This window comes from Nocardiopsis dassonvillei, assembly GCF_964273065.1.
In the GTDB taxonomy this organism is placed as follows: domain Bacteria; phylum Actinomycetota; class Actinomycetes; order Streptosporangiales; family Streptosporangiaceae; genus Nocardiopsis; species Nocardiopsis dassonvillei_B.
Map to the genome: position 1 here is coordinate 2,425,992 of NZ_OZ186815.1, position 16,473 is coordinate 2,442,464.

The 16,473-nt window shown below is 73.1% G+C and carries 16 protein-coding genes; 8 read left to right on the forward strand and 8 right to left on the reverse strand.

The window, feature by feature from the left end; translation table 11 throughout:
- The first annotated feature begins 91 nt into the window (after nt 1-91).
- Complete coding sequence (locus ACSUPR_RS10720; protein WP_436890997.1) at nt 92-1,417, forward strand: acyltransferase family protein; 1,326 nt, start codon at nt 92-94, stop codon at nt 1,415-1,417.
- A gap of 3 nt (nt 1,418-1,420) precedes the next feature.
- Here ACSUPR_RS10720 and ACSUPR_RS10725 read toward each other — a convergent pair whose 3' ends face one another.
- Nucleotides 1,421-3,481, reverse strand: a complete 2,061-nt coding sequence (locus ACSUPR_RS10725; RefSeq protein ID WP_436890998.1) for a hypothetical protein — start codon at nt 3,479-3,481, stop codon at nt 1,421-1,423.
- A 153-nt stretch (nt 3,482-3,634) separates the two neighbouring features.
- On the opposite strand from ACSUPR_RS10725, the gene ACSUPR_RS10730 reads away from it, so the two are divergent.
- On the forward strand, nt 3,635-4,363 hold the full coding sequence (locus ACSUPR_RS10730; RefSeq protein ID WP_436890999.1) for a class I SAM-dependent methyltransferase: 729 nt from the start codon (nt 3,635-3,637) through the stop codon (nt 4,361-4,363).
- Nucleotides 4,360-5,127: a methyltransferase domain-containing protein gene (locus tag ACSUPR_RS10735; RefSeq protein ID WP_436891000.1), complete on the forward strand. Its 768-nt coding sequence runs from the start codon at nt 4,360-4,362 to the stop codon at nt 5,125-5,127. Before ACSUPR_RS10730 ends, ACSUPR_RS10735 begins: the two co-directional genes overlap by 4 nt.
- Here ACSUPR_RS10735 and ACSUPR_RS10740 read toward each other — a convergent pair.
- Nucleotides 5,101-6,384 (reverse strand): hemolysin family protein, encoded by a 1,284-nt coding sequence (locus ACSUPR_RS10740; protein WP_436891001.1) that lies wholly within the window; start codon nt 6,382-6,384, stop codon nt 5,101-5,103. The two genes, ACSUPR_RS10735 and ACSUPR_RS10740, sit on opposite strands and share 27 nt — an antisense overlap.
- Nucleotides 6,385-6,538: 154 nt before the next feature.
- Nucleotides 6,539-7,549, reverse strand: coding sequence for a LacI family DNA-binding transcriptional regulator (locus ACSUPR_RS10745; protein WP_436891002.1), 1,011 nt, complete (start codon nt 7,547-7,549; stop codon nt 6,539-6,541).
- A gap of 275 nt (nt 7,550-7,824) precedes the next feature.
- On the opposite strand from ACSUPR_RS10745, the gene ACSUPR_RS10750 reads away from it, so the two are divergent.
- Nucleotides 7,825-8,799, forward strand: a complete 975-nt coding sequence (locus ACSUPR_RS10750; protein ID WP_436891003.1) for a glycoside hydrolase family 6 protein — start codon at nt 7,825-7,827, stop codon at nt 8,797-8,799.
- Between the two features lie 39 nt (nt 8,800-8,838).
- On the opposite strand, the gene ligD is transcribed toward ACSUPR_RS10750, so the two are convergent.
- The 3 genes from ligD to ACSUPR_RS10765 all read right to left on the reverse strand — a co-directional run bounded on the left by ligD (nt 8,839) and on the right by ACSUPR_RS10765 (nt 11,082).
- Nucleotides 8,839-9,678 carry a non-homologous end-joining DNA ligase gene (gene ligD, locus ACSUPR_RS10755; RefSeq protein WP_436891958.1) on the reverse strand — a complete coding sequence of 280 codons (840 nt, stop codon included), beginning with the start codon at nt 9,676-9,678 and terminating at the stop codon, nt 8,839-8,841.
- 418 nt (nt 9,679-10,096) lie between these two features.
- Nucleotides 10,097-10,276: a DUF397 domain-containing protein gene (locus ACSUPR_RS10760; RefSeq protein WP_436891004.1), complete on the reverse strand. Its 180-nt coding sequence runs from the start codon at nt 10,274-10,276 to the stop codon at nt 10,097-10,099.
- On the reverse strand, nt 10,273-11,082 hold the full coding sequence (locus tag ACSUPR_RS10765) for a helix-turn-helix domain-containing protein (RefSeq protein WP_436891005.1): 810 nt from the start codon (nt 11,080-11,082) through the stop codon (nt 10,273-10,275). Before ACSUPR_RS10765 ends, ACSUPR_RS10760 begins: the two co-directional genes overlap by 4 nt.
- A 263-nt stretch (nt 11,083-11,345) precedes the next feature.
- On the opposite strand from ACSUPR_RS10765, the gene ACSUPR_RS10770 reads away from it, so the two are divergent.
- The 3 genes from ACSUPR_RS10770 to ACSUPR_RS10780 are packed head-to-tail and all read left to right on the forward strand — an operon-like array spanning nt 11,346 to nt 12,509.
- Nucleotides 11,346-11,918, forward strand: a complete 573-nt coding sequence (locus tag ACSUPR_RS10770) for a hypothetical protein (RefSeq protein ID WP_436891006.1) — start codon at nt 11,346-11,348, stop codon at nt 11,916-11,918.
- Nucleotide 11,919: 1 nt separating this feature from the next.
- Nucleotides 11,920-12,192, forward strand: coding sequence for a hypothetical protein (locus ACSUPR_RS10775; RefSeq protein ID WP_436891007.1), 273 nt, complete (start codon nt 11,920-11,922; stop codon nt 12,190-12,192).
- A complete protein-coding gene (locus ACSUPR_RS10780) occupies nt 12,192-12,509 on the forward strand; it encodes a hypothetical protein (RefSeq protein ID WP_436891008.1) in 318 nt (105 codons plus the stop codon). The genes ACSUPR_RS10775 and ACSUPR_RS10780 overlap by 1 nt, the downstream gene beginning before the upstream one ends.
- A gap of 234 nt (nt 12,510-12,743) precedes the next feature.
- Here ACSUPR_RS10780 and ACSUPR_RS10785 read toward each other — a convergent pair whose 3' ends face one another.
- The gene (locus ACSUPR_RS10785) at nt 12,744-12,875 is read right to left on the reverse strand and encodes a hypothetical protein (RefSeq protein WP_436891009.1); all 132 of its coding nucleotides are present in this window, start codon (nt 12,873-12,875) and stop codon (nt 12,744-12,746) included.
- A 605-nt stretch (nt 12,876-13,480) separates the two neighbouring features.
- On the opposite strand from ACSUPR_RS10785, the gene ACSUPR_RS10790 reads away from it, so the two are divergent.
- On the forward strand, nt 13,481-15,442 hold the full coding sequence (locus tag ACSUPR_RS10790) for a serine hydrolase (RefSeq protein WP_436891010.1): 1,962 nt from the start codon (nt 13,481-13,483) through the stop codon (nt 15,440-15,442).
- Nucleotides 15,443-15,658: 216 nt separating this feature from the next.
- Here the strand turns inward: ACSUPR_RS10790 and ACSUPR_RS10795 are convergent, their stop codons facing one another.
- Nucleotides 15,659-16,078 carry a PPOX class F420-dependent oxidoreductase gene (locus ACSUPR_RS10795; protein ID WP_436891011.1) on the reverse strand — a complete coding sequence of 140 codons (420 nt, stop codon included), beginning with the start codon at nt 16,076-16,078 and terminating at the stop codon, nt 15,659-15,661.
- Between the last annotated feature and the right edge of the window lie 395 nt (nt 16,079-16,473).

A 16,473-nucleotide genomic window follows, 5' to 3' on the forward strand; every position in this document is an offset into this window, starting at 1 on the left:
AGTAGTGAACGACGTCACCAGGGCGTGTCTGAATTTTTATAACACGTTCTAGTGGACCGTGTTCCGACTCCACCCCGTCCTGGAAGGCCCCATGGCGCCCACGCCCTCCGCGCCCGAGGACCCCACCGGCACCCCCTCCGGCGGCGCGCGCACCACCCCCGCGGACCCCGATCCCGCCCGGCTGCTGCCGCAGGTCGGCGGACGCCACGAGAGCCTCGACGGCATCCGCGCCGTGGCCGCGCTCATGGTCCTGGTCTTCCACGTCGCCACCGAGACCGGCGACGCGCTGGCCCCCGGTGTGCTCGGCGGTCTGCTGTCGGCGTTCGACCTGGCCGTGCCGCTGTTCTTCACCCTGTCCGGGGTGCTGCTGTACCGCCCCTGGGCCCGGGCCGTCCTGGACGGGGCGCCCGCCCCCTCCTCCCGCACCTACCTGTGGCGCCGGGTCGTGCGCGTCTTCCCCGCCTACTGGGTGGTGGCCCTGGCCGCGCTGCTGCTGTACTCGCGCGAGCACCTGGGCTCGCCGCGGTACTGGCTGGAGGTCATGACCCTCTCCTTCCCGTTCAACACCGACCCGTCGTGGGTGGGCACCGGCCCCTACGGCCTCGGGCAGATGTGGAGCCTGTCCGTCGAGGTGAGCTTCTACCTGCTGCTGCCGGTGTTCGCCCTGCTCCTGTCGCTGTGGGCGCGCCGCGGCCGGACCCCCGACGCACGCGGCCGCCGCCTGCTGTGGGGACTGGGCGCCATGGCGCTGCTGGGGTTCGCGGCGCTGCTGCCGCAGTTCATCCCCGAACCGCGCCACTACATGCACGCCTGGCTGCCGCGCACCCTCGGCATGTTCGCCGCCGGGATGGCGCTGGCCGTGCTGTCGGAGTGGGCCTGGCGCGAGTCCGGCCCGGACGGCCCGGTGCGCCGCTTCTGCCGTACCGTCGCCTCCTCCCCCGGGGTGTGCTGGCTGGCCGCGGGCGGGTTCTTCGCCCTGGCCGCCACCGACGCCACCGGAGGCCGTTTCATCGGCGCGGGCGACCTGTGGACCTCGGTCTTCTCCTCGGCCGCCGACATCGGCTTCGCGTTCCTGGTCATCGCGCCCGCCGCGCTGGCCCCCCGGCCCGTCGGCCCGCCCGCCCCGCTGCGCTCGGCCCGGGCCTGGCGCGACGGCCGGTGGTTGGAGGCGCTGCTGCGGCACCGGGTGTGCCAGTTCCTGGCCAAGGTGTCGTACGGGGTGTTCCTGTGGCAGTTCCTCGCGCTGTACCTGTGGCGGGACTTCACCGGGCAGGAGATCTTCACCGGCACGTTCTGGCTGGACATGGTGCCGGTGACGGTCGCGACCGTGCTGCTGGCCGCGGCCACGTACCACTGGGTGGAGGAGCCCTCCCGGCGCTGGTCGCGCCGGTACCTCCGGGAGCCCCGGCGGGGCTGAGCGTCAGCCCTCCCCGGCGTCCTCCGCGTCCTCGTCCGCGGCGGCCCCGGCGGGCTCCTCCTGCGAGAGCGGGATCGGGTGGCCGCCCCGGGCGTCCGGGGAGAGCCTGCCGATGGCCACCGCCGTCATGCACAGGGCTTCCTCGCCCTCGGTGAGCAGCGAGAGCCGGTCGCCCTGCTGGGGCACCGGGACGTGCCAGAACCCGCCGTCGGGGGCCGCCGGCAGCACCGCCTCGATCCAGCCGCCGCCCACCGACACCACCAGCTGCGCGTCGGCGTCCGAGGTGTAGGCGAGGGTCGCCACCTGCTGGAAGCCGCCGAGCGCCAGCGCGGGCCAGGACACCGCGCCCTCCAGCGTCCCCAGGCACTCGTCCTCGGGGCCGGGCAGGAACGTGCTGCTGAACGGCGTGTGCTCGCCCGGGACCAGGGTCCCGTCGTCGTCGAACACATAGGCCTCGGACGCCTGCTCCGGGACCGCGAACCGCCGCCCCTCGCCGCCGGGCGCCAGTGGCGGCAGTACGTAGGAGGTGAGCCGCCGGTCGCCGTTCCAGTCCAGGACCACCTCCTCCGGGACCGGGCGCGGGTAGAACCCGCCGTCCTCCGGCAGGTCCGCCATGGAGGCGCGCACGTGGCCCATGTACTCGCGCAGCCGCTCCCCGTTCAGCGTTCCGGCGTAGGTGTACGTGGAGTACAGGGCGCCCGCCGCGTAGCCCGCCGTCAGCACCGCGGCCGCCACCGCCCGGTTGCGCCGGGCCCGGCGGCCCGGGGCGGCGCGCGTGGCGGGCGCGGCCCCGGCGGTGGACACGGAGTCGCGGGCGCGCTGCTCGCGCACCACCAGGAAGGCCAGTGCCAGGCACAGGGCGAAGACCAGCGCCGCGTCGGCCACGTACCGGGGGTCGGCGCCGGCCAGGCCGTGCCCGCGCCCGCGTGCGATCACCGTCGGGATCGCGTCCACGAAGACCAGGTAGCCCAGCAGCAGCGCCCACGCCCGCCAGGCGCGTCCGCGCAGCCACAGGCTGCTCAGGATGATCACCAGCCACATCACGCCCGCGCCCAGCACGACGAACCCGCGAGGCTCGACCAGGCCGCCCGCCGGGGTGATGAGCGCCCACTCGAAGGGGCCGCCCAGCGCGCCCACCGGGAACACCTGTCCCAGCATGCGCCGCACCAGTTCCACCGCCGCGTCCGCCTCGGGCACCCCCGCGCCCTCGGTCCCGCTGCCGCCGTTCTGGCTGACCACGTACAGGACCAGGTAGCCCAGCGTCATGGCGACCATCGCGACCCAGAACGCGCGGTGTGAGCGGAACGCCCGCACGGCCCCCGCGAACAGGTTCCCGGGGTAGAGGAAGGCGACGGCGAACACGAACAGCAGCGAGGGCAGGAACAGCGCCTTCACCGAGAAGAACATGCCGAAGACCACCGCGGCCACCGTCCACCAGCCGTAGCGGGGGTCGCCGGTGCGCACGTAGCGGACCGCCCACAGCAGGGACAGCAGGATCGCCAGCTGGAACGGCACCGCGTTCAGCGCCGCCGCCCACCAGCCCAGCACCGGGATGGTCAGCGGGGCCAGGGCGTAGACCGAGAACGGGACGAGCAGCGCCCACCGGCGGCCGAACAGCTCCCAGAGCAGCCGCAGGAACGTCAGCAGCGCCAGTGTCTGGAGCACCAGCATCACCCCGGCGCTGACCCACCAGTTGTACGGCCAGAAGGCCGTCTGGAGGTAGACCAGGAACATCGCCCCGGGCATGAAGTGGCCCTTGTGCAGGGAGAAGAGGTAGTCCGGGGTGAGGTCGGTGGCGTAGGCGGCGCCGAAGAAGAGGAAGTCGTCCTCGACGAAGTAGGACGCGTTCAGCACGTACACCTTGGCGGCCAGCGCCACCAGCAGGACCACCATCGCCGCGCGGAACACGGCGTCCCGGGAGACCCTCCGCAGCGCGCGCAGGGAGTCCGCGGCCCGCGCACCGATGCCGGGGCCCTCGTCCTCGGGCTCCTCGGCCGGGCGGCGTACCCTGACCTCGGCCTCCGGTTCCCGGTCCGGACCGGTCCTGGGGGTGGTGGACGGCATCGGTACTCTCCCCGCCGCTGGTTGGCCAAGCCGGAAAACGGATGCCAGAATACAACAGGTTCCAGTTTCAGCCCTCGCCGTTGACACTGGGCTTCTCCCCTCGGGACGCCCCGAACGGGAACCTGATTCAGAACGCCCCGTGGAGGTGATGTGGTGGGACTCGAACAGGTCCGCCGCGACTGGACCCGGCTGGGTGCCACCGAACCCCTGTGGGCGGTGTGCGTCGACCCCGCCAAGCGGGACGGCGGCTGGGACGACGACGAGTTCCTCGCCTCCGGCCGCGCCGCCATCGATCCGGCGGTGGCCCGCCTGGACGGGCTGGGGCTGCGGCCCCCGGGCGGCCGGGTGCTGGACTTCGGCTGCGGCGCGGGACGGCTGTCCAACGCGCTGGCCGCGCACTTCGACCGGGTCGTCGGCGTCGACATCTCCGCGCCGATGCTGGAGGAGGCGCGAAGGCTGGACCGCTCCGGCGGGCGCATCGAGTTCGTGCTCAACGAGCGCCCCGACCTGTCGCTGTTCGAGGACGACTCCTTCGACCTCGTGTACACCGACCTGGTGCTCCAGCACCTGCCGCCGGAGCTGGCCGAGGGGTACGTGCGCGAGTTCGCCCGCGTGGTGCGCCCGGGCGGGGCCATGGTCCTGGGGGTCCCCGAGAGCGAGCGCCGCACCTTCAAGGGGCTGGTGTTCCGGTACGCGCCCTGGCCCCTCGTGGCCTGGGCGCAGAAGACCCTGCTGCGCTACCCGGCGCCGATGCGGATGCACACCCTGCGCACCGAAAGGCTGGCCGAGCTGCTGCCCCAGTGCCGCATCGCCGCCTCCGACGAGTACTGGGGCGGCGACCACTGGCGGCACCTGCGCCACTACGTGGCGGTGGGCGGATGACCGGGGCCCCGGCGCCGGTGCGCCCCGACGGCACGGTGCCGTTCCGCGCCACCCTGGGCCGGTCTGTCGCGCTGTTCTCCGCCTTCCGCAGGGAGCAGACCGACCCCGCGTTCTTCTACGGCACCCTCGCCCGCGACACCGTCGCCCAGCTGCGCTCGTACACGCCGCTGGACGGGAGGCTGGTCGTGGACGTGGGCGGCGGCCCCGGCTACTTCGCCGACGCGCTGCGCGAGGCCGGCGCCCGCTGCCTGTGCGTCGACTCCGACGCCCACGAGATGACCCTGCACGGGCGGGAGGCGGACGCGTTCGCCCTCCAGGGCAGCGCACTGGACCTGCCGCTGCGCACCGGGTCGGTGGACGTGTGCTTCTCCTCCAACGTCCTGGAGCACGTGCCGGACCGGGTGCGGATGGCCGACGAGATGGTGCGGGTGACCCGGCCCGGCGGCCTGGTGTACCTGTCGTACACGCTGTGGTTCTCCCCCTGGGGCGGGCACGAGACCTCCCCCTGGCACTACCTGGGCGGCCGGTACGCCGCCGAGCGGTTCGCCCGCCGCAACGGGCGCAGGCCCAAGAACGACTTCGGGCGCACCATGTACGCGGCCCACGCGGGCGAGATGCTGCGCTGGGCGCGCACGCGCACCGACGTCGACCCTGTGGACATCCGGCCCCGCTACCTGCCGACCTGGACCAAGCCGGTCGTGCACGTCCCGGGGCTGCGCGAGGTCGTCACCTGGAACCTACTCCTGGTGCTGCGGAAGCGGTGAGGGCTCCAGGACCAGGCTGCTGATCACCCGGCCGTCGGCGCTGTCCACCGTGGCGCTCCACCCGCCCAGCTCGACCCGCTCCCCGGGGCCGGCCGGGATGTGGCCGAGCAGGACCAGCACCATCCCGGCGACCGTGACGTAGGAGCCCTCCGGCGGGTCGGTGACCTCCACCCCCAGCAGGGCCAGGTCGTGGACGGGGTAGGTGCCCGGGACGCGCAGCGCGCCGCCCTCCAGCAGAACGACCTCGGGGTCCTCGTCGGTCTCGTCGACGATGTCGCCGACGAGCTCCTCCAGCAGGTCCTCCATGGAGACGATCCCGCCGACCTCGCCGGCCTCGCCGATGACCACGGCCAGCTGGCGGCGGTCGGCGGTCATCAGGCGCAGTGCCTCCGAGACGGACAGGGAGTCGGGGAGGAGCAGGGGCTCCCGGGCGAGGTCGGCGACGTCGGTGTCCTCGTGGCCGATCAGGTCGCTCCAGTGGACCACCCCCAGGACCTCGTCGACGTCCCCGGCGGCGAACACGGGGGCCCGCGAGTGGCCGCGTTCGAGGAGCATCCGCAGTGCGTCCCGGGCGGTGGTCCCGGCGGTGACCGCGTCGACCTCCGGGCGCGGGACCAGGACCCGGCGGACCTTGCGATCGCGGATCTCGAACGCGCCGGACAGGATGTGGCGCTGCTCGGGGGTGATACCGCCGTGCGAGGTGATCATCTCCCGCAGCTCGTCCTCGCCGACCTCCTCGCGCTCCGCCCCGGGGTCGCCGCCGGAAAGGCGCACCACGAGGTTCGTGGAGGCTCCCAGCAGCCACACGACCGGGCGGGACAGGGTGGCGAGCAGGTCCAGCGGGCGGGCGACCATGAGCGCCCAGGTCTCGGCGCGCTGCATGGCGATGCGCTTGGGGGCGAGCTCGCCCAGCACCAGGGTGACGAAGGTGAGCAGGACGGTGACCAGGACGATCGCGACGGGTGAGGCGTAGGAGCCGAGGAAGCCGAGCGGCTCGACGAGGGGGCGGGCGAGTGAGACGGCGGCGGTCGCCGAGGCGAGGAAGCCGGCGAGCGTGATGCCGATCTGGATGGTGGCCAGGAACCGGTTGGGGTCGCGGGCCAGCCTGGCGACGGCGCGGCCGCCGGGGCCGCGCTCCGCCAGGCGGCGGATCTGACCCTCCCGCAGGGTGACCAGAGCGATCTCACTACCGGCGAACAGGGCGTTCACCACGACCAAGACCAGCACGAGGCCGATCTGGGCCCCGTAGCCCTCCATGGGTGCTCCTGTGGGTCGGTTGCTTTTGTCAGGAATTGGGTGTCTTCCCCGATTTCCCGGGGGTCACACCCATTCCCCCAGGGGTCACACCCGCCCCAGCGCCGGGAGGGAGCCGCGTGGGGCCGTACGCGGACGGGGCGTCGAAGAGGGCTTCTCAGGACGTGGAGCGGACGACCAGCCCGGTGGGCAGGATCAGGGGGGTGGCCTCCCCTCCCCCGAGGACGGTGAGGAGCATCCGGGCCGTCTCCCGCCCCAGGGCCCGGACGGGCTGGTGCACGGTGGTCAGCGCGGGCTCGCAGGCCCGGGCGGTGTCCAGGTCGTCGAACCCCACCAGGGAGACGTCCCCGGGGACGTCCCTGCCCGCCGCGTGCAGGACCCTCAGGGCGCCCGCGGCCATGTTGTCGTTGGCGGCGAACACCCCGTCCACGTCCGGGAGGCGTTCCAGGAGGCGGGACATGGCGGCGGCGCCACCGGCCTCGGTGAAGTCCCCGCGTTCGGGTGCGAGGACCTCCCTCCCGGCCAGGGCGAGGGCCTCGCGGTGGCCGCGCTCGCGGGCACGGGCCACCTCGGTGTCGGCCGGGCCGGAGATCATGGCGACGCGGCGGCGCCCGCGGGAGAGCAGGTGCTCGGTCGCCTGCCGCCCGCCGCCGGCGTTGTCGACGTCGACGTACCAGCGGGGGGCGGAACCGGCGGGCAGGCCCCCGAAGACCACCGGCACCTCGGACGCGGCGAACACCGGGAGCAGGGGGTCGCCCTCACGCACGGCCATCGGCATCACCCCGTCGGTGCCCCGGGAGCGCAGCAGCTCCTCCACCCTGCGCCGCCCGCGCTCGGAGGCGGCCAGGCAGAGCATGAGGTGCAGGCCGCCCTCCTCCAGCGCTGCGGACAGGCCGACGATGACCTGGGCGAAGAAGGGGTCGGCGAAGATCGACGGGTCCTCGCCGGAGACGACCAGGGCGGCCGTGCCGCTGCGCCGGGTGGCCAGTGCGCGGGCCCTGGTGTCGGGCACGTAGCCCAGCTCCCGGACCGCGCGCCGGACCGCCTCGCGCTTGTCCCGGCTGACGTGGGGGGCGCCGTTGAGCGCGCGCGAGGCGACGGAGCGGGACACCCCGGCGCGGGCGGCCACCGCGTCGAGGGTGGGGGCGGGGGTGCGCTGCTCGGTCATCGCGGTCCGTTCTCTCCGACGGGAGCGGTCGTGGAAATTCCTGGAAGCGGTCCCAGAGTAGCGGTGGAGGAAGTCACGGGGCCTCGCTCCGGGGATTTCTTTTCACCCCCTTGACGCCTTACCAACGGAAACCCATGATGTGAGGCGCCTCACCCTATCGTTCACATCGGACTGGAAGCGCTTCCAGTTGGGAGCGCTTCCACAGACGACCGGGCCCTCGCCGCGCACACCGCGCGGCGCCCCACGAACAGCGCACAGACAGGGGTACCACCCATATGCGTCGCCTCACCCGCTCGATCGCGGCCGCGATCCTCGCCGTGCCGTTGGCCCTCGCCCTCACCCAACCCGTTCAGGCCGCCCGCGCCGCCGACCCGGTCTCCATGACCAGCGGCTTCTACGTCGCCCCCGACTCCACGCCTGCTGTCTGGGCCGCCGCCAACCCGCACGACGGGCGGGCCGCCGCGATCAGCGCCTCGTTGGCCTCCGTGCCCATGGCCCGCTGGTTCGGCTCCTGGAGCGGCAGCATCGGCCCGGCCACCGGCTCCTACGTCGGCCGGGCGGACCAGCAGGACGAACTGCCGATCCTCGTCGCCTACAACATGTACGGCCGCGACGCCTGCGGCGGGCACTCATCGGGCGGGGCGGCCTCCCCGGCCGAGTACGCGACGTGGATCGGCGCCTTCGCCGGGGGCATCGGGAACCGCCCGGCCGTCGTCATCCTCGAACCGGACTCCCTGGGCGACTACGACTGCATGGACCAGGGTGAGATCGCGGAGCGCCGCGGCATGCTGGCCAACGCCCTCACGCAGTTCCGGAACCAGTCCCCCAACACCTGGGTGTACATGGACGCGGGCAACCCGGGGTGGCTCGACGCCGCGACCGTCGCCGAGCGCCTGCACCAGGCCGGACTCAGCCGGGCGCGGGGGTTCTCGCTGAACGTGTCGAACTACTTCACCACCGCGGAGAACACCGCCTACGCCCGGAGGATCAACCAGGTGCTCTCCTCCCGGTACGGGTACACGAAGCCGTTCGTGGTGGACACCAGCCGCAACGGCAACGGGTCCAACGGGGAGTGGTGCAACCCGGCGGGGCGCAGGGTGGGAACGCCCACGCGGCTGGGCGGCGGGGCGGAGATGCTCCTGTGGATCAAGACTCCGGGAGAGTCCGACGGTGACTGCGGTGTCGGACAGGGGTCCCGGGCGGGGGACTTCCTGCCGGAGGTCGCGTACAAGATGATCCACGGCTACTAGCCTCCGGCCGTGCGCCGCCCGGGACCGGGCGGCGCACGCTCACCCGAGCCGGTCCCGCGCGCGCTTCGGGGAGCGGGCGCGGCGGCGCATGTTCCGGAAGGGGCACTCCTCGCGCTCCAGGTCGATGCCGAGGTCGCGGGCCGACTCCACCCCGTCCAGCTCCTCCCAGAACAGGGGGGCGGCGACGGGGGCGCCCTCGCGCACCCGGACCGAGTAGGGGGCGACGGCCAGCTGCTCGCGGCCATTGCGCAGGTAGTCGACGAAGAGGCGGCCCTCCCGCTTGTCCTTGCGGACCTCGGTGGTGCGCTCCCCGGGAGCCCGGTCCGCCACCCGCTCGGCGAGGGCCTTCGCCAGGTCCCGGACCTCCTGGTCGTCCAGCTCGGGGCGCAGCGGCGAGCGGACGTGCAGGCCTTTGGAGCCGGTGGTCATCACATAGGCGGCCAGCCCGGCCTCCTCCAGCACCTCCCGGGCGTCGCGCGCCGCGTCCTTGCAGGCCGCGAACCCCTCCGGTCCGCCCTCGGCGGGGTCCAGGTCGAGGACGAGGAGGTCGGGACGGCCCAGGTCGGGTTCCCTCGACTGCCAGGCGTGGAGGGTGATGGCGGCCTGGTCGGCGCACCACACGAGGGTGGCGGCGTCGCGGGCCTCCATCATGGTGCCGCCGGAGGTGGCCAGGGTGCGGACCCAGTCGGGCACCGAGGGGTGCTTGACGAAGAAGCCGGGTCCGCCGACGCCGCCGGGATAACGTTCCAGGGCCACCGGGCGGCCTTTGAGGTGCGGCAGCATCAGCGGCGCGATGCGCAGGTGGTAGCGGGCCAGGTCCTCCTTGGTGGGACCGCCCTTCCCGAAGAGCTCCTTGTCGGGGCGTTTCACCTCGACCATCCGACGGCCCGCCCGGATCCTTGTGCTGTCACCCACGGTGACCACCTCCCGGGGCTCCCCTACCCGAACGGCGGAGAACCGTTCATCCTGCTGCCTGTGGCCGTGGCGTGTGGGGCGTGTCCTCGTGTTCCGCCCTGGTCCGACGAGGATCCCCCTCCCGCGCAGTGCCCGGCCCACCGCCGGGGCCGCGACCGCACTCGTGGGCGGGCTGCTGGAGCTGCGCGGGCGCACGGCGGTCGCCGTCCCGGTGTTCCGCGGGGCCGGGGGCTCCGCCCCCGCCTGCGGCATGCCGGGTGCAGGAGTGCGGCGTACGGGGTGCGGAGGTGCACCGGCGGGCATGAAGCCGGTCGGGATGCCCTGGCGGGAGCACCCGTGTTCGCGGTTCGGCCCGGGCTAGGAGGACCGGTCCGCGCAGACGCTACTTCACGGAGAGCGTGTGCAGGAGGGTCGTCCATTCCTCGGCGGTGAATCCAAGCTGCCCCAACTCCCGGTTCTGCGTGTCGCGAACCAGGATCCGGACCCTGTCACGCCGTGTCTCAACGCAGTCGCCGCCATGGCCATTGCTGTAGCTGGACTTTTGCCAGCTCTCGCTCATCATCGGATGCCGCCTCGAATCTGTTCCAGCCGAGATCGCGACGCAGGCACGGGAAGAGCAGCGCCACGCAGCTCCGCGAAGATTCGGTCATAGTCGCCCACGGTCTCGGGTTCCTTAAGGGACATACCCGCATTATGCCCCTCGACATAGACGATATCGCTGCTCCCGGGTACAGCGATCAGCTTGAAGTCTCCACCCAGGCCAGGGTGGCCCTCCGTGTCCAACGGCACGATCTGGATGGTGACCCTGTCCCGATGCGATAGGTCGATCAGGTGGTCCACCTGCGACTTCATGACGTCCGGCTGTTTGAACCTGCGCAGGAGAACAACCTCGTCCAACAGAACAGTGATGACCGGCGGGTGCTGGCGGTTCAGGATTTCTTGGCGCCGTACGCGTGCGGCCACGATCTCCTCGATGACCTCAGGCTTCTCCTGAGGCAGGGCGAGCCTGCTGACCTCGCGTGCATAGGCCTCGGCCTGAACCAGGCCCGGCACCAGCCCGAGCGCATACTGCCGGATGGATACCGCGATCTGCTCTGCCTCCGCCACCTCACGAAAGTAGGAGGTCATACCGGACGGCGAAAAGGCCAGATCCCATGCATTGACAAGGACTTCGTGAGCGATGAGCGCCTTGTCGATACGTATCACATGGTCACGCCTTGTCCCCTTTTTCCCCTGCTCCAGATCGCTCAGCGTGCTCTGTGCGACCTGCGCGGCCCTCGCCAGTTCTTGCTGCGTCATGCCTGCTTGGAGGCGGTACTTACGCAGCAACTGACCGAAGCGCTTCCGGGAAGGACTCAAATCTTCCATGTACACCGCCGATATCGAGCAGCTATCGAAGCCAATCGCTTCCTATACGAAACTAACCGACTGCGGCGATATTCGTGGACCGATCAGAAAAGTTCTTGCAAGGTGAAGCCCAGGTGGTGGCCGGCGGTCACAGACTTGCCAGGCCACAAGCGAAGCGCCCTGGTCCGTTCGCGGCGGCTCCAGGGCGCGTGTCCCTACCAGGCATGTACCTATCGAGGTGAGACGGAATGCAGTGTATCGCTGAGAAGCACGCTCCTCCGGGGGTGGATCGGAACACGTCGGCGCTGGTGCGGGGGCGGGCGGGGGTGCGGCACCTGCGCCCGGTCGAGCTGGCCACCGTGCGCCGCATCGCGGCGGGGGCGGCGGGGTTCGCGCTCGACCACACGGGCGGACACGGCGGGGACCTGTTGTCGCCGGAGTTCTCCGCCCAGCCCACCCGGTACTTCCCGACCCGACCGCCTCGGACCAACGGCGTCGGCCCGGGGCGGGTGGTTCCGCTGCGGCCCGACCTGGCCGGCTGGACCCGGCCCCTGACCGGCGGTGCGCCTGCGCGCCTGGTCCCGGGGCGCGGGCGCCACCACCGCCCACCGGCCCCCACCCAGCTGTCCCTGGAGGGCTATGCCCACCCCGCCCCGGTCAAGGCCCCGACCAAGGGCTCCGCCCAGACCAGGGGCGGGCGCAGGTCCCCTGAGCCCGCCCGGGAACAGGCACCGCGGATCAGGCGGGGTGTGCGCCGGTGTGCCTTTCGGGTGCGGGCCTACGTCGCCCACCCGGGCGGGGACCTGGCGCCGCTCGCGCTGGCGGTGCGCGCCTACCTGGGGCGGGGGGTGCGCTGACATGCTCGTCGGTGACATCCGTGTAGCGGATCTGTTCGAGGCCATCGGCGACGCCCTCACCCTCCCACCGGGCGCCACCCCGGCAGAGGAGGCCGACCGCCAGGCGGTGCTGGGCCACCGCATCGCCGGGGTGCGGGCGGCCATCGACCACCTCCGGGCCACCGGGGACACGATCGAGGCCATCGACCTTCTCGATACGGCGGTGGAGGCCCACCCGGCCACCTACACCCCCACCCCGCCGCTGCCGCTTCCTCGGTCGGGGGGTGAGCGGTGATGGTGCCGTTGTGCGCCCAGGTGGCGCTCAACCGCGGTGGTTCCCGCCGCACCTGTGTCCTGGACACCGGCCACCCCGGAGACCACGAGGACCTCACAGGATGGCGGTGGGAACCCCCCGCCCGGGCGTTGGAGCGGCTGCGTACCGCCTGGGGCGGTACCCACCGGATCGCGTGGACGGGCTCGCTGTGGGTCGCGGTCCACCGCGACCCCGCCGCCCCCTGGCGCACCCACGTGGAACCCACCCCCGACCAGCTCGAAGAACGCCTGAACCAACACACAGCACCGACTCCCACCGAACCGCACCCCCGCCCATGACCCACCCGGGGGCGGGGGCCGCACACGGCCTCCGCCCCGCAGGCCGTGATCGAACCCTCTCCGAGGCGAGGCGACCGGAGACGGAGGTGTCGTCCCCTCGTGCGGTGTGACTCCGCGGGTTCACGAAGCGGCGGCACCCGCCCCGGGGTCCGATCTCGTGAGGCTCCCGCCGACGACCGGGGCCACGACCCGATTCGCCGGCCCGGGCGGGTCACAGGTGGGGCAGGGCGGAGGTCAGGGCCCCGTCGGGGCCGCCCTGTGTGCGGGGCTGCGGCCGATCTCGTCGACGTCGAAGGAGGTCAGCGCCTCGGCCACGGGGACGCCGGTGCGCTCGGCAGCCGCCAGCCGCTCCCTGACCTGCGCCATGGTGCGTGGTCGCCACCCCGGACCGTCACAGCAGGTGGAGTGAAAGGTGACCCCGGCACGGAGTAGCACCCCCAGCACCCGCCACCCCGCGTCATCTCCGCGCCGGGGCACCTCCAGATCGCTCCCGGCGTCGATCAGGCTCCCCCCGCAGTTCGGGCACCCGGGAGCGCGCAGTCCGTGGGCTCGGTACTTGAACGCGACCCGGCATTCCAGGCACACGTGATGGCGTCCGAGGTGGGTGGGGCGGGTGCACATACGGGCAGTATCGCCCGGGTCGCCATCGACCCGCAAGAACGCGAGAGCACGGCACCGCACGGACGCACCGACCCACAGCGCCACCGACCGCCGGTCCCGACCGGACGAACACCGCCCCATCCCGGGCCCGCCGACCTCCCCGGGTCGGGCCACGGCACCCCCGGGACACGGGCCCTCCGCCCCGGGGCCCGCCTGCGGTCCCTGGTGGTTCCACGACCTCCGCGGTGGAGGACGCACGTGCGCCGTGGGGGCGCGCATACCCCCGCGGAGACGGGTACGCGCGCTCCTGGCCCGGCCCGCGCGCGACCGTAGCGTCATCAGCGCACACCCCCACCCCTAGGAGAACAACCGTGAACCATGCGCTGAGAGGGGGCCGCCTTCTGGCGGCCCTCGCGGTCACAGCGGCCCTGGCCGCACCATCCCCCGTGTGGGCACAGCAGACCGGTGCCCGGGCCGCCGCCGACCCCACCCCCGAGAACATCGCCGCCTTCCTCGACCGGCGCGTGCCCGAACTCCTGGAGGAGTACCGGGTCCCCGGCGCGGCCGTCTCGGTGGTGGGTTCCGAGGGCGACCTCGCCGTCGGCGGCTACGGGTACGCCGACCTGGAGGACCGGGTTCCGGTCGACGCCGAGGAGACCGCGTTCGTCTCCGCCTCCGTGGCCAAGTCCCTGACCGCCACCATGGCCCTCCAACTCGTCGACGAAGGCCTCCTGGACCTGCACACCGACGTCAACGAGTACCTGCCCGACGACGTGGCCGTCGCCGACACCTTCCCCGGGCACCCGGTGACCCTGCACGACCTGCTGACCCACTCGGCCGGGTTCGAGGACCGCTTCGTCGGCATCATCACCGAGCACCCCCGGGACGCCGGGACCCTGCACGAGTACGTCCGGGACAACCAGCCGGACCGCGTGCGCCCCCCGGGGCGCTTCGCCACCTACTCCAACTACTCCTTCGCGCTCACCGGCTTCCTCGTGGAGACGGTCAGCGGGCAGGGCTTCACCGAGTACGCCGAAGAGCACCTCCTCGACCCGTTGGGCATGGACCGCACCGCCTACGCCGGCCCCGGGGACCCCGGGGCCCGTGAGGCGCTCAACGCCGCCTCCCAGTACCAGTGGGCCGACGACGCCCAGGTGCCCGCTCCCCAGCGCTTCGGGCTCAACGCACTGCCCTTCGGCGGCTTCTACACCACCGCCCCCGACATGGCCCGGTTCATGCGGGCCCACCTCGGCGGCGGAACGCTCGACGGGAGCGAGGTCCTGTCCCGGGAGCTGTCCGAGGCCATGTTCGACCGTCGGTTCAGTGCCAGGCCGGACGCCTTCGGCGTGGGGTACGGCACGCGCGAGTCCCTGGCCGCCGGGCACCGGGCCGTCGGCCATCCCGGCAGCATCTTCGGCGCCCGCGCCGAGTACGTCCTCCTCCCCGGCGCGGATCTGGGGATCTTCGTGGCGGCCAACGGCGACGGTGACCCGCCGGAGGGGGTCCGGGACCTGCCCCGGGCTCTGATCGGCGAGCTGGTCGCCGAGTTCCTGCCCCCGGCGGACGACCCCGTGGCCGCCGACGGGGGCGGCGGGGGCGCCGACGGCGGGTACGCCGGCACCTACGTCACCACTCTCACCAACGACGGCAACGTGGAGCACGTCAACTCCGCGCTCAACCATGTCACCGTGCGCGAGGAGGACGACGGGTCCCTCACCCTGTCCGGCCCCTCGGCGCCCTCGGAGACATGGCTTCCGCAGGGCGAAGGGATGTTCCGCTCCGAGGACGGGGCGGACGTGCTGGCCTTCGTGTTCGAGGGCGAGGAGGTCGTCGCGCTCGGGTTCGCCTCCGACACCGTCCGCACCTACGCGCGCGTTCCCTGGTACCTGGCCCCCGCCACCCACGGGACCGTCCTGCTGCTGGGGGCGGTGCTCGCGGCCAGCACGGTCCTGTGGCCGCTGTCGCGGCTCGTGCCCGCCCGAGCGCGCCGGGGCGGGCGGGCTCCGTCGGGCGCGGCGGCGCCCCGCCGCGCCCGACTCCTCGCGGGGGCCACGGCCGTCCTGGTGCTGGGGTACACCGCCGGGCTGGTCCTGTGGCTGTCCGGGGTCGACGTCCCCTACATGCTGATGCTCGGCTACCCGGCCCCGCTCCTGCTGCCGCCCGCACTCGGAGCGGTCGCGACGGCCGGGACCCTGGTCCTGGCGGCCGTCGCCTGGGCCCGCCGGTGGTGGAGCCCGACGGGTCGCGTGCACTACACGCTGGTGGCCTTGGGCCTCACCGGGTTCCTCGCGGTCGCCCACCACTACAACTTCGTGTGGTCCCCCCTCGCGTGAACCGGTCGACCCGCCGTATCCGGCCGGGCAGGGGACCCGTACCGCCGGCGCCGCCGGCGCCGTCGGCGCCGTCGGCGCCGTCGGCGGTGTGGGCGACGAGGCGCGGAAGAGCGCCGCCGGGTACCGCAACGAGGAGCAGCCGGCCGCCCGGTGGCGGTGCGGGGACGCGTCATCCGCGAAGGGGCGGCCCCACCGGGGACCGCCCCGTCCCCGTCACTAGCCCGCCTGGTCGTTGTCCTTCATCGCCCCCCAGCCGTGCCACCGCTCGACCTCGATCGTGGCGCTGAACCTCGTGCGCACGCGGTCCGGGTACCGCCCCCCGGTGTAGTGCCGGGCGATCCGGTCGATGTCGGCCAGCCCCTCGTCCTCCTCGATCCCGACGACGCGGCCGAGGAGGGTGACGTGCGTGTACCAGTCGTCGCCGTCCATGACGGTGAGGCTGACGCGCGGATCGCGGCGCATGTGGCGCAGGCGCACCCGGTCCTCGTCCATGTTGATCAGCAGCCGGCCGTCCTCCCACAGGTACCAGGTGGGTGTGGAGACCGGGGCGCCGTCCGAACGCAGCGTCGAGACCGTGCACGGGTTGGGTCGGCGCAGCAGCTCGACGGCCTCGGGCGGCAGCGGTGGCTTGGACATGTGACCTCCACGATCGTCGTCTGTGGGACGGAGAGAACGGATCGGTCAGAGGGCACCGCGTCCCGGCCGTCACCGGGACCGGTGCCACGCCCCCGGCCCCGGCTCGGACCGGCGGCCGGAACGACCGGCCCGCTCAGCCGCGAACGCTACCCGAAGCGGCACGCACGGGCCCCGAGCCACGCCCGGACCGCCGGCACACCGCAGGCAAGGCGAACGGCCGGTGGAGACCCGCGGAGAACCCCGTCCGCCACAGCGGAGGACCGCCGCCCCGTCGGCCCCCGCCCCCGGAGGCCACCGGGAGCCCCCCGGCCCGGACATCGGCGACACCCCGGCTCCCCAGGACACGATCCCGCTCCCCATGCCCCTCATCCCCCGGGAGGGCCGCACCGGCGCAC

Bases quoted from the DNA above. Each gene is read 5' to 3' on its own strand.
- ACSUPR_RS10720 (WP_436890997.1), top strand. From the start codon at position 92: ATGGCGCCCACGCCCTCCGCGCCCGAGGACCCCACCGGCACCCCCTCC.
- ACSUPR_RS10725 (WP_436890998.1), bottom strand. From the start codon at position 3,481: ATGCCGTCCACCACCCCCAGGACCGGTCCGGACCGGGAACCGGAGGCC.
- ACSUPR_RS10735 (WP_436891000.1), top strand. From the start codon at position 4,360: ATGACCGGGGCCCCGGCGCCGGTGCGCCCCGACGGCACGGTGCCGTTC.
- ACSUPR_RS10740 (WP_436891001.1), bottom strand. From the start codon at position 6,384: ATGGAGGGCTACGGGGCCCAGATCGGCCTCGTGCTGGTCTTGGTCGTG.
- ACSUPR_RS10745 (WP_436891002.1), bottom strand. From the start codon at position 7,549: ATGACCGAGCAGCGCACCCCCGCCCCCACCCTCGACGCGGTGGCCGCC.
- ACSUPR_RS10750 (WP_436891003.1), top strand. From the start codon at position 7,825: ATGCGTCGCCTCACCCGCTCGATCGCGGCCGCGATCCTCGCCGTGCCG.
- ligD (WP_436891958.1), bottom strand. From the start codon at position 9,678: ATGGTCGAGGTGAAACGCCCCGACAAGGAGCTCTTCGGGAAGGGCGGT.
- ACSUPR_RS10760 (WP_436891004.1), bottom strand. From the start codon at position 10,276: ATGATGAGCGAGAGCTGGCAAAAGTCCAGCTACAGCAATGGCCATGGC.
- ACSUPR_RS10765 (WP_436891005.1), bottom strand. From the start codon at position 11,082: ATGGAAGATTTGAGTCCTTCCCGGAAGCGCTTCGGTCAGTTGCTGCGT.
- ACSUPR_RS10775 (WP_436891007.1), top strand. From the start codon at position 11,920: ATGCTCGTCGGTGACATCCGTGTAGCGGATCTGTTCGAGGCCATCGGC.
- ACSUPR_RS10780 (WP_436891008.1), top strand. From the start codon at position 12,192: ATGGTGCCGTTGTGCGCCCAGGTGGCGCTCAACCGCGGTGGTTCCCGC.
- ACSUPR_RS10785 (WP_436891009.1), bottom strand. From the start codon at position 12,875: ATGGCGCAGGTCAGGGAGCGGCTGGCGGCTGCCGAGCGCACCGGCGTC.
- ACSUPR_RS10795 (WP_436891011.1), bottom strand. From the start codon at position 16,078: ATGTCCAAGCCACCGCTGCCGCCCGAGGCCGTCGAGCTGCTGCGCCGA.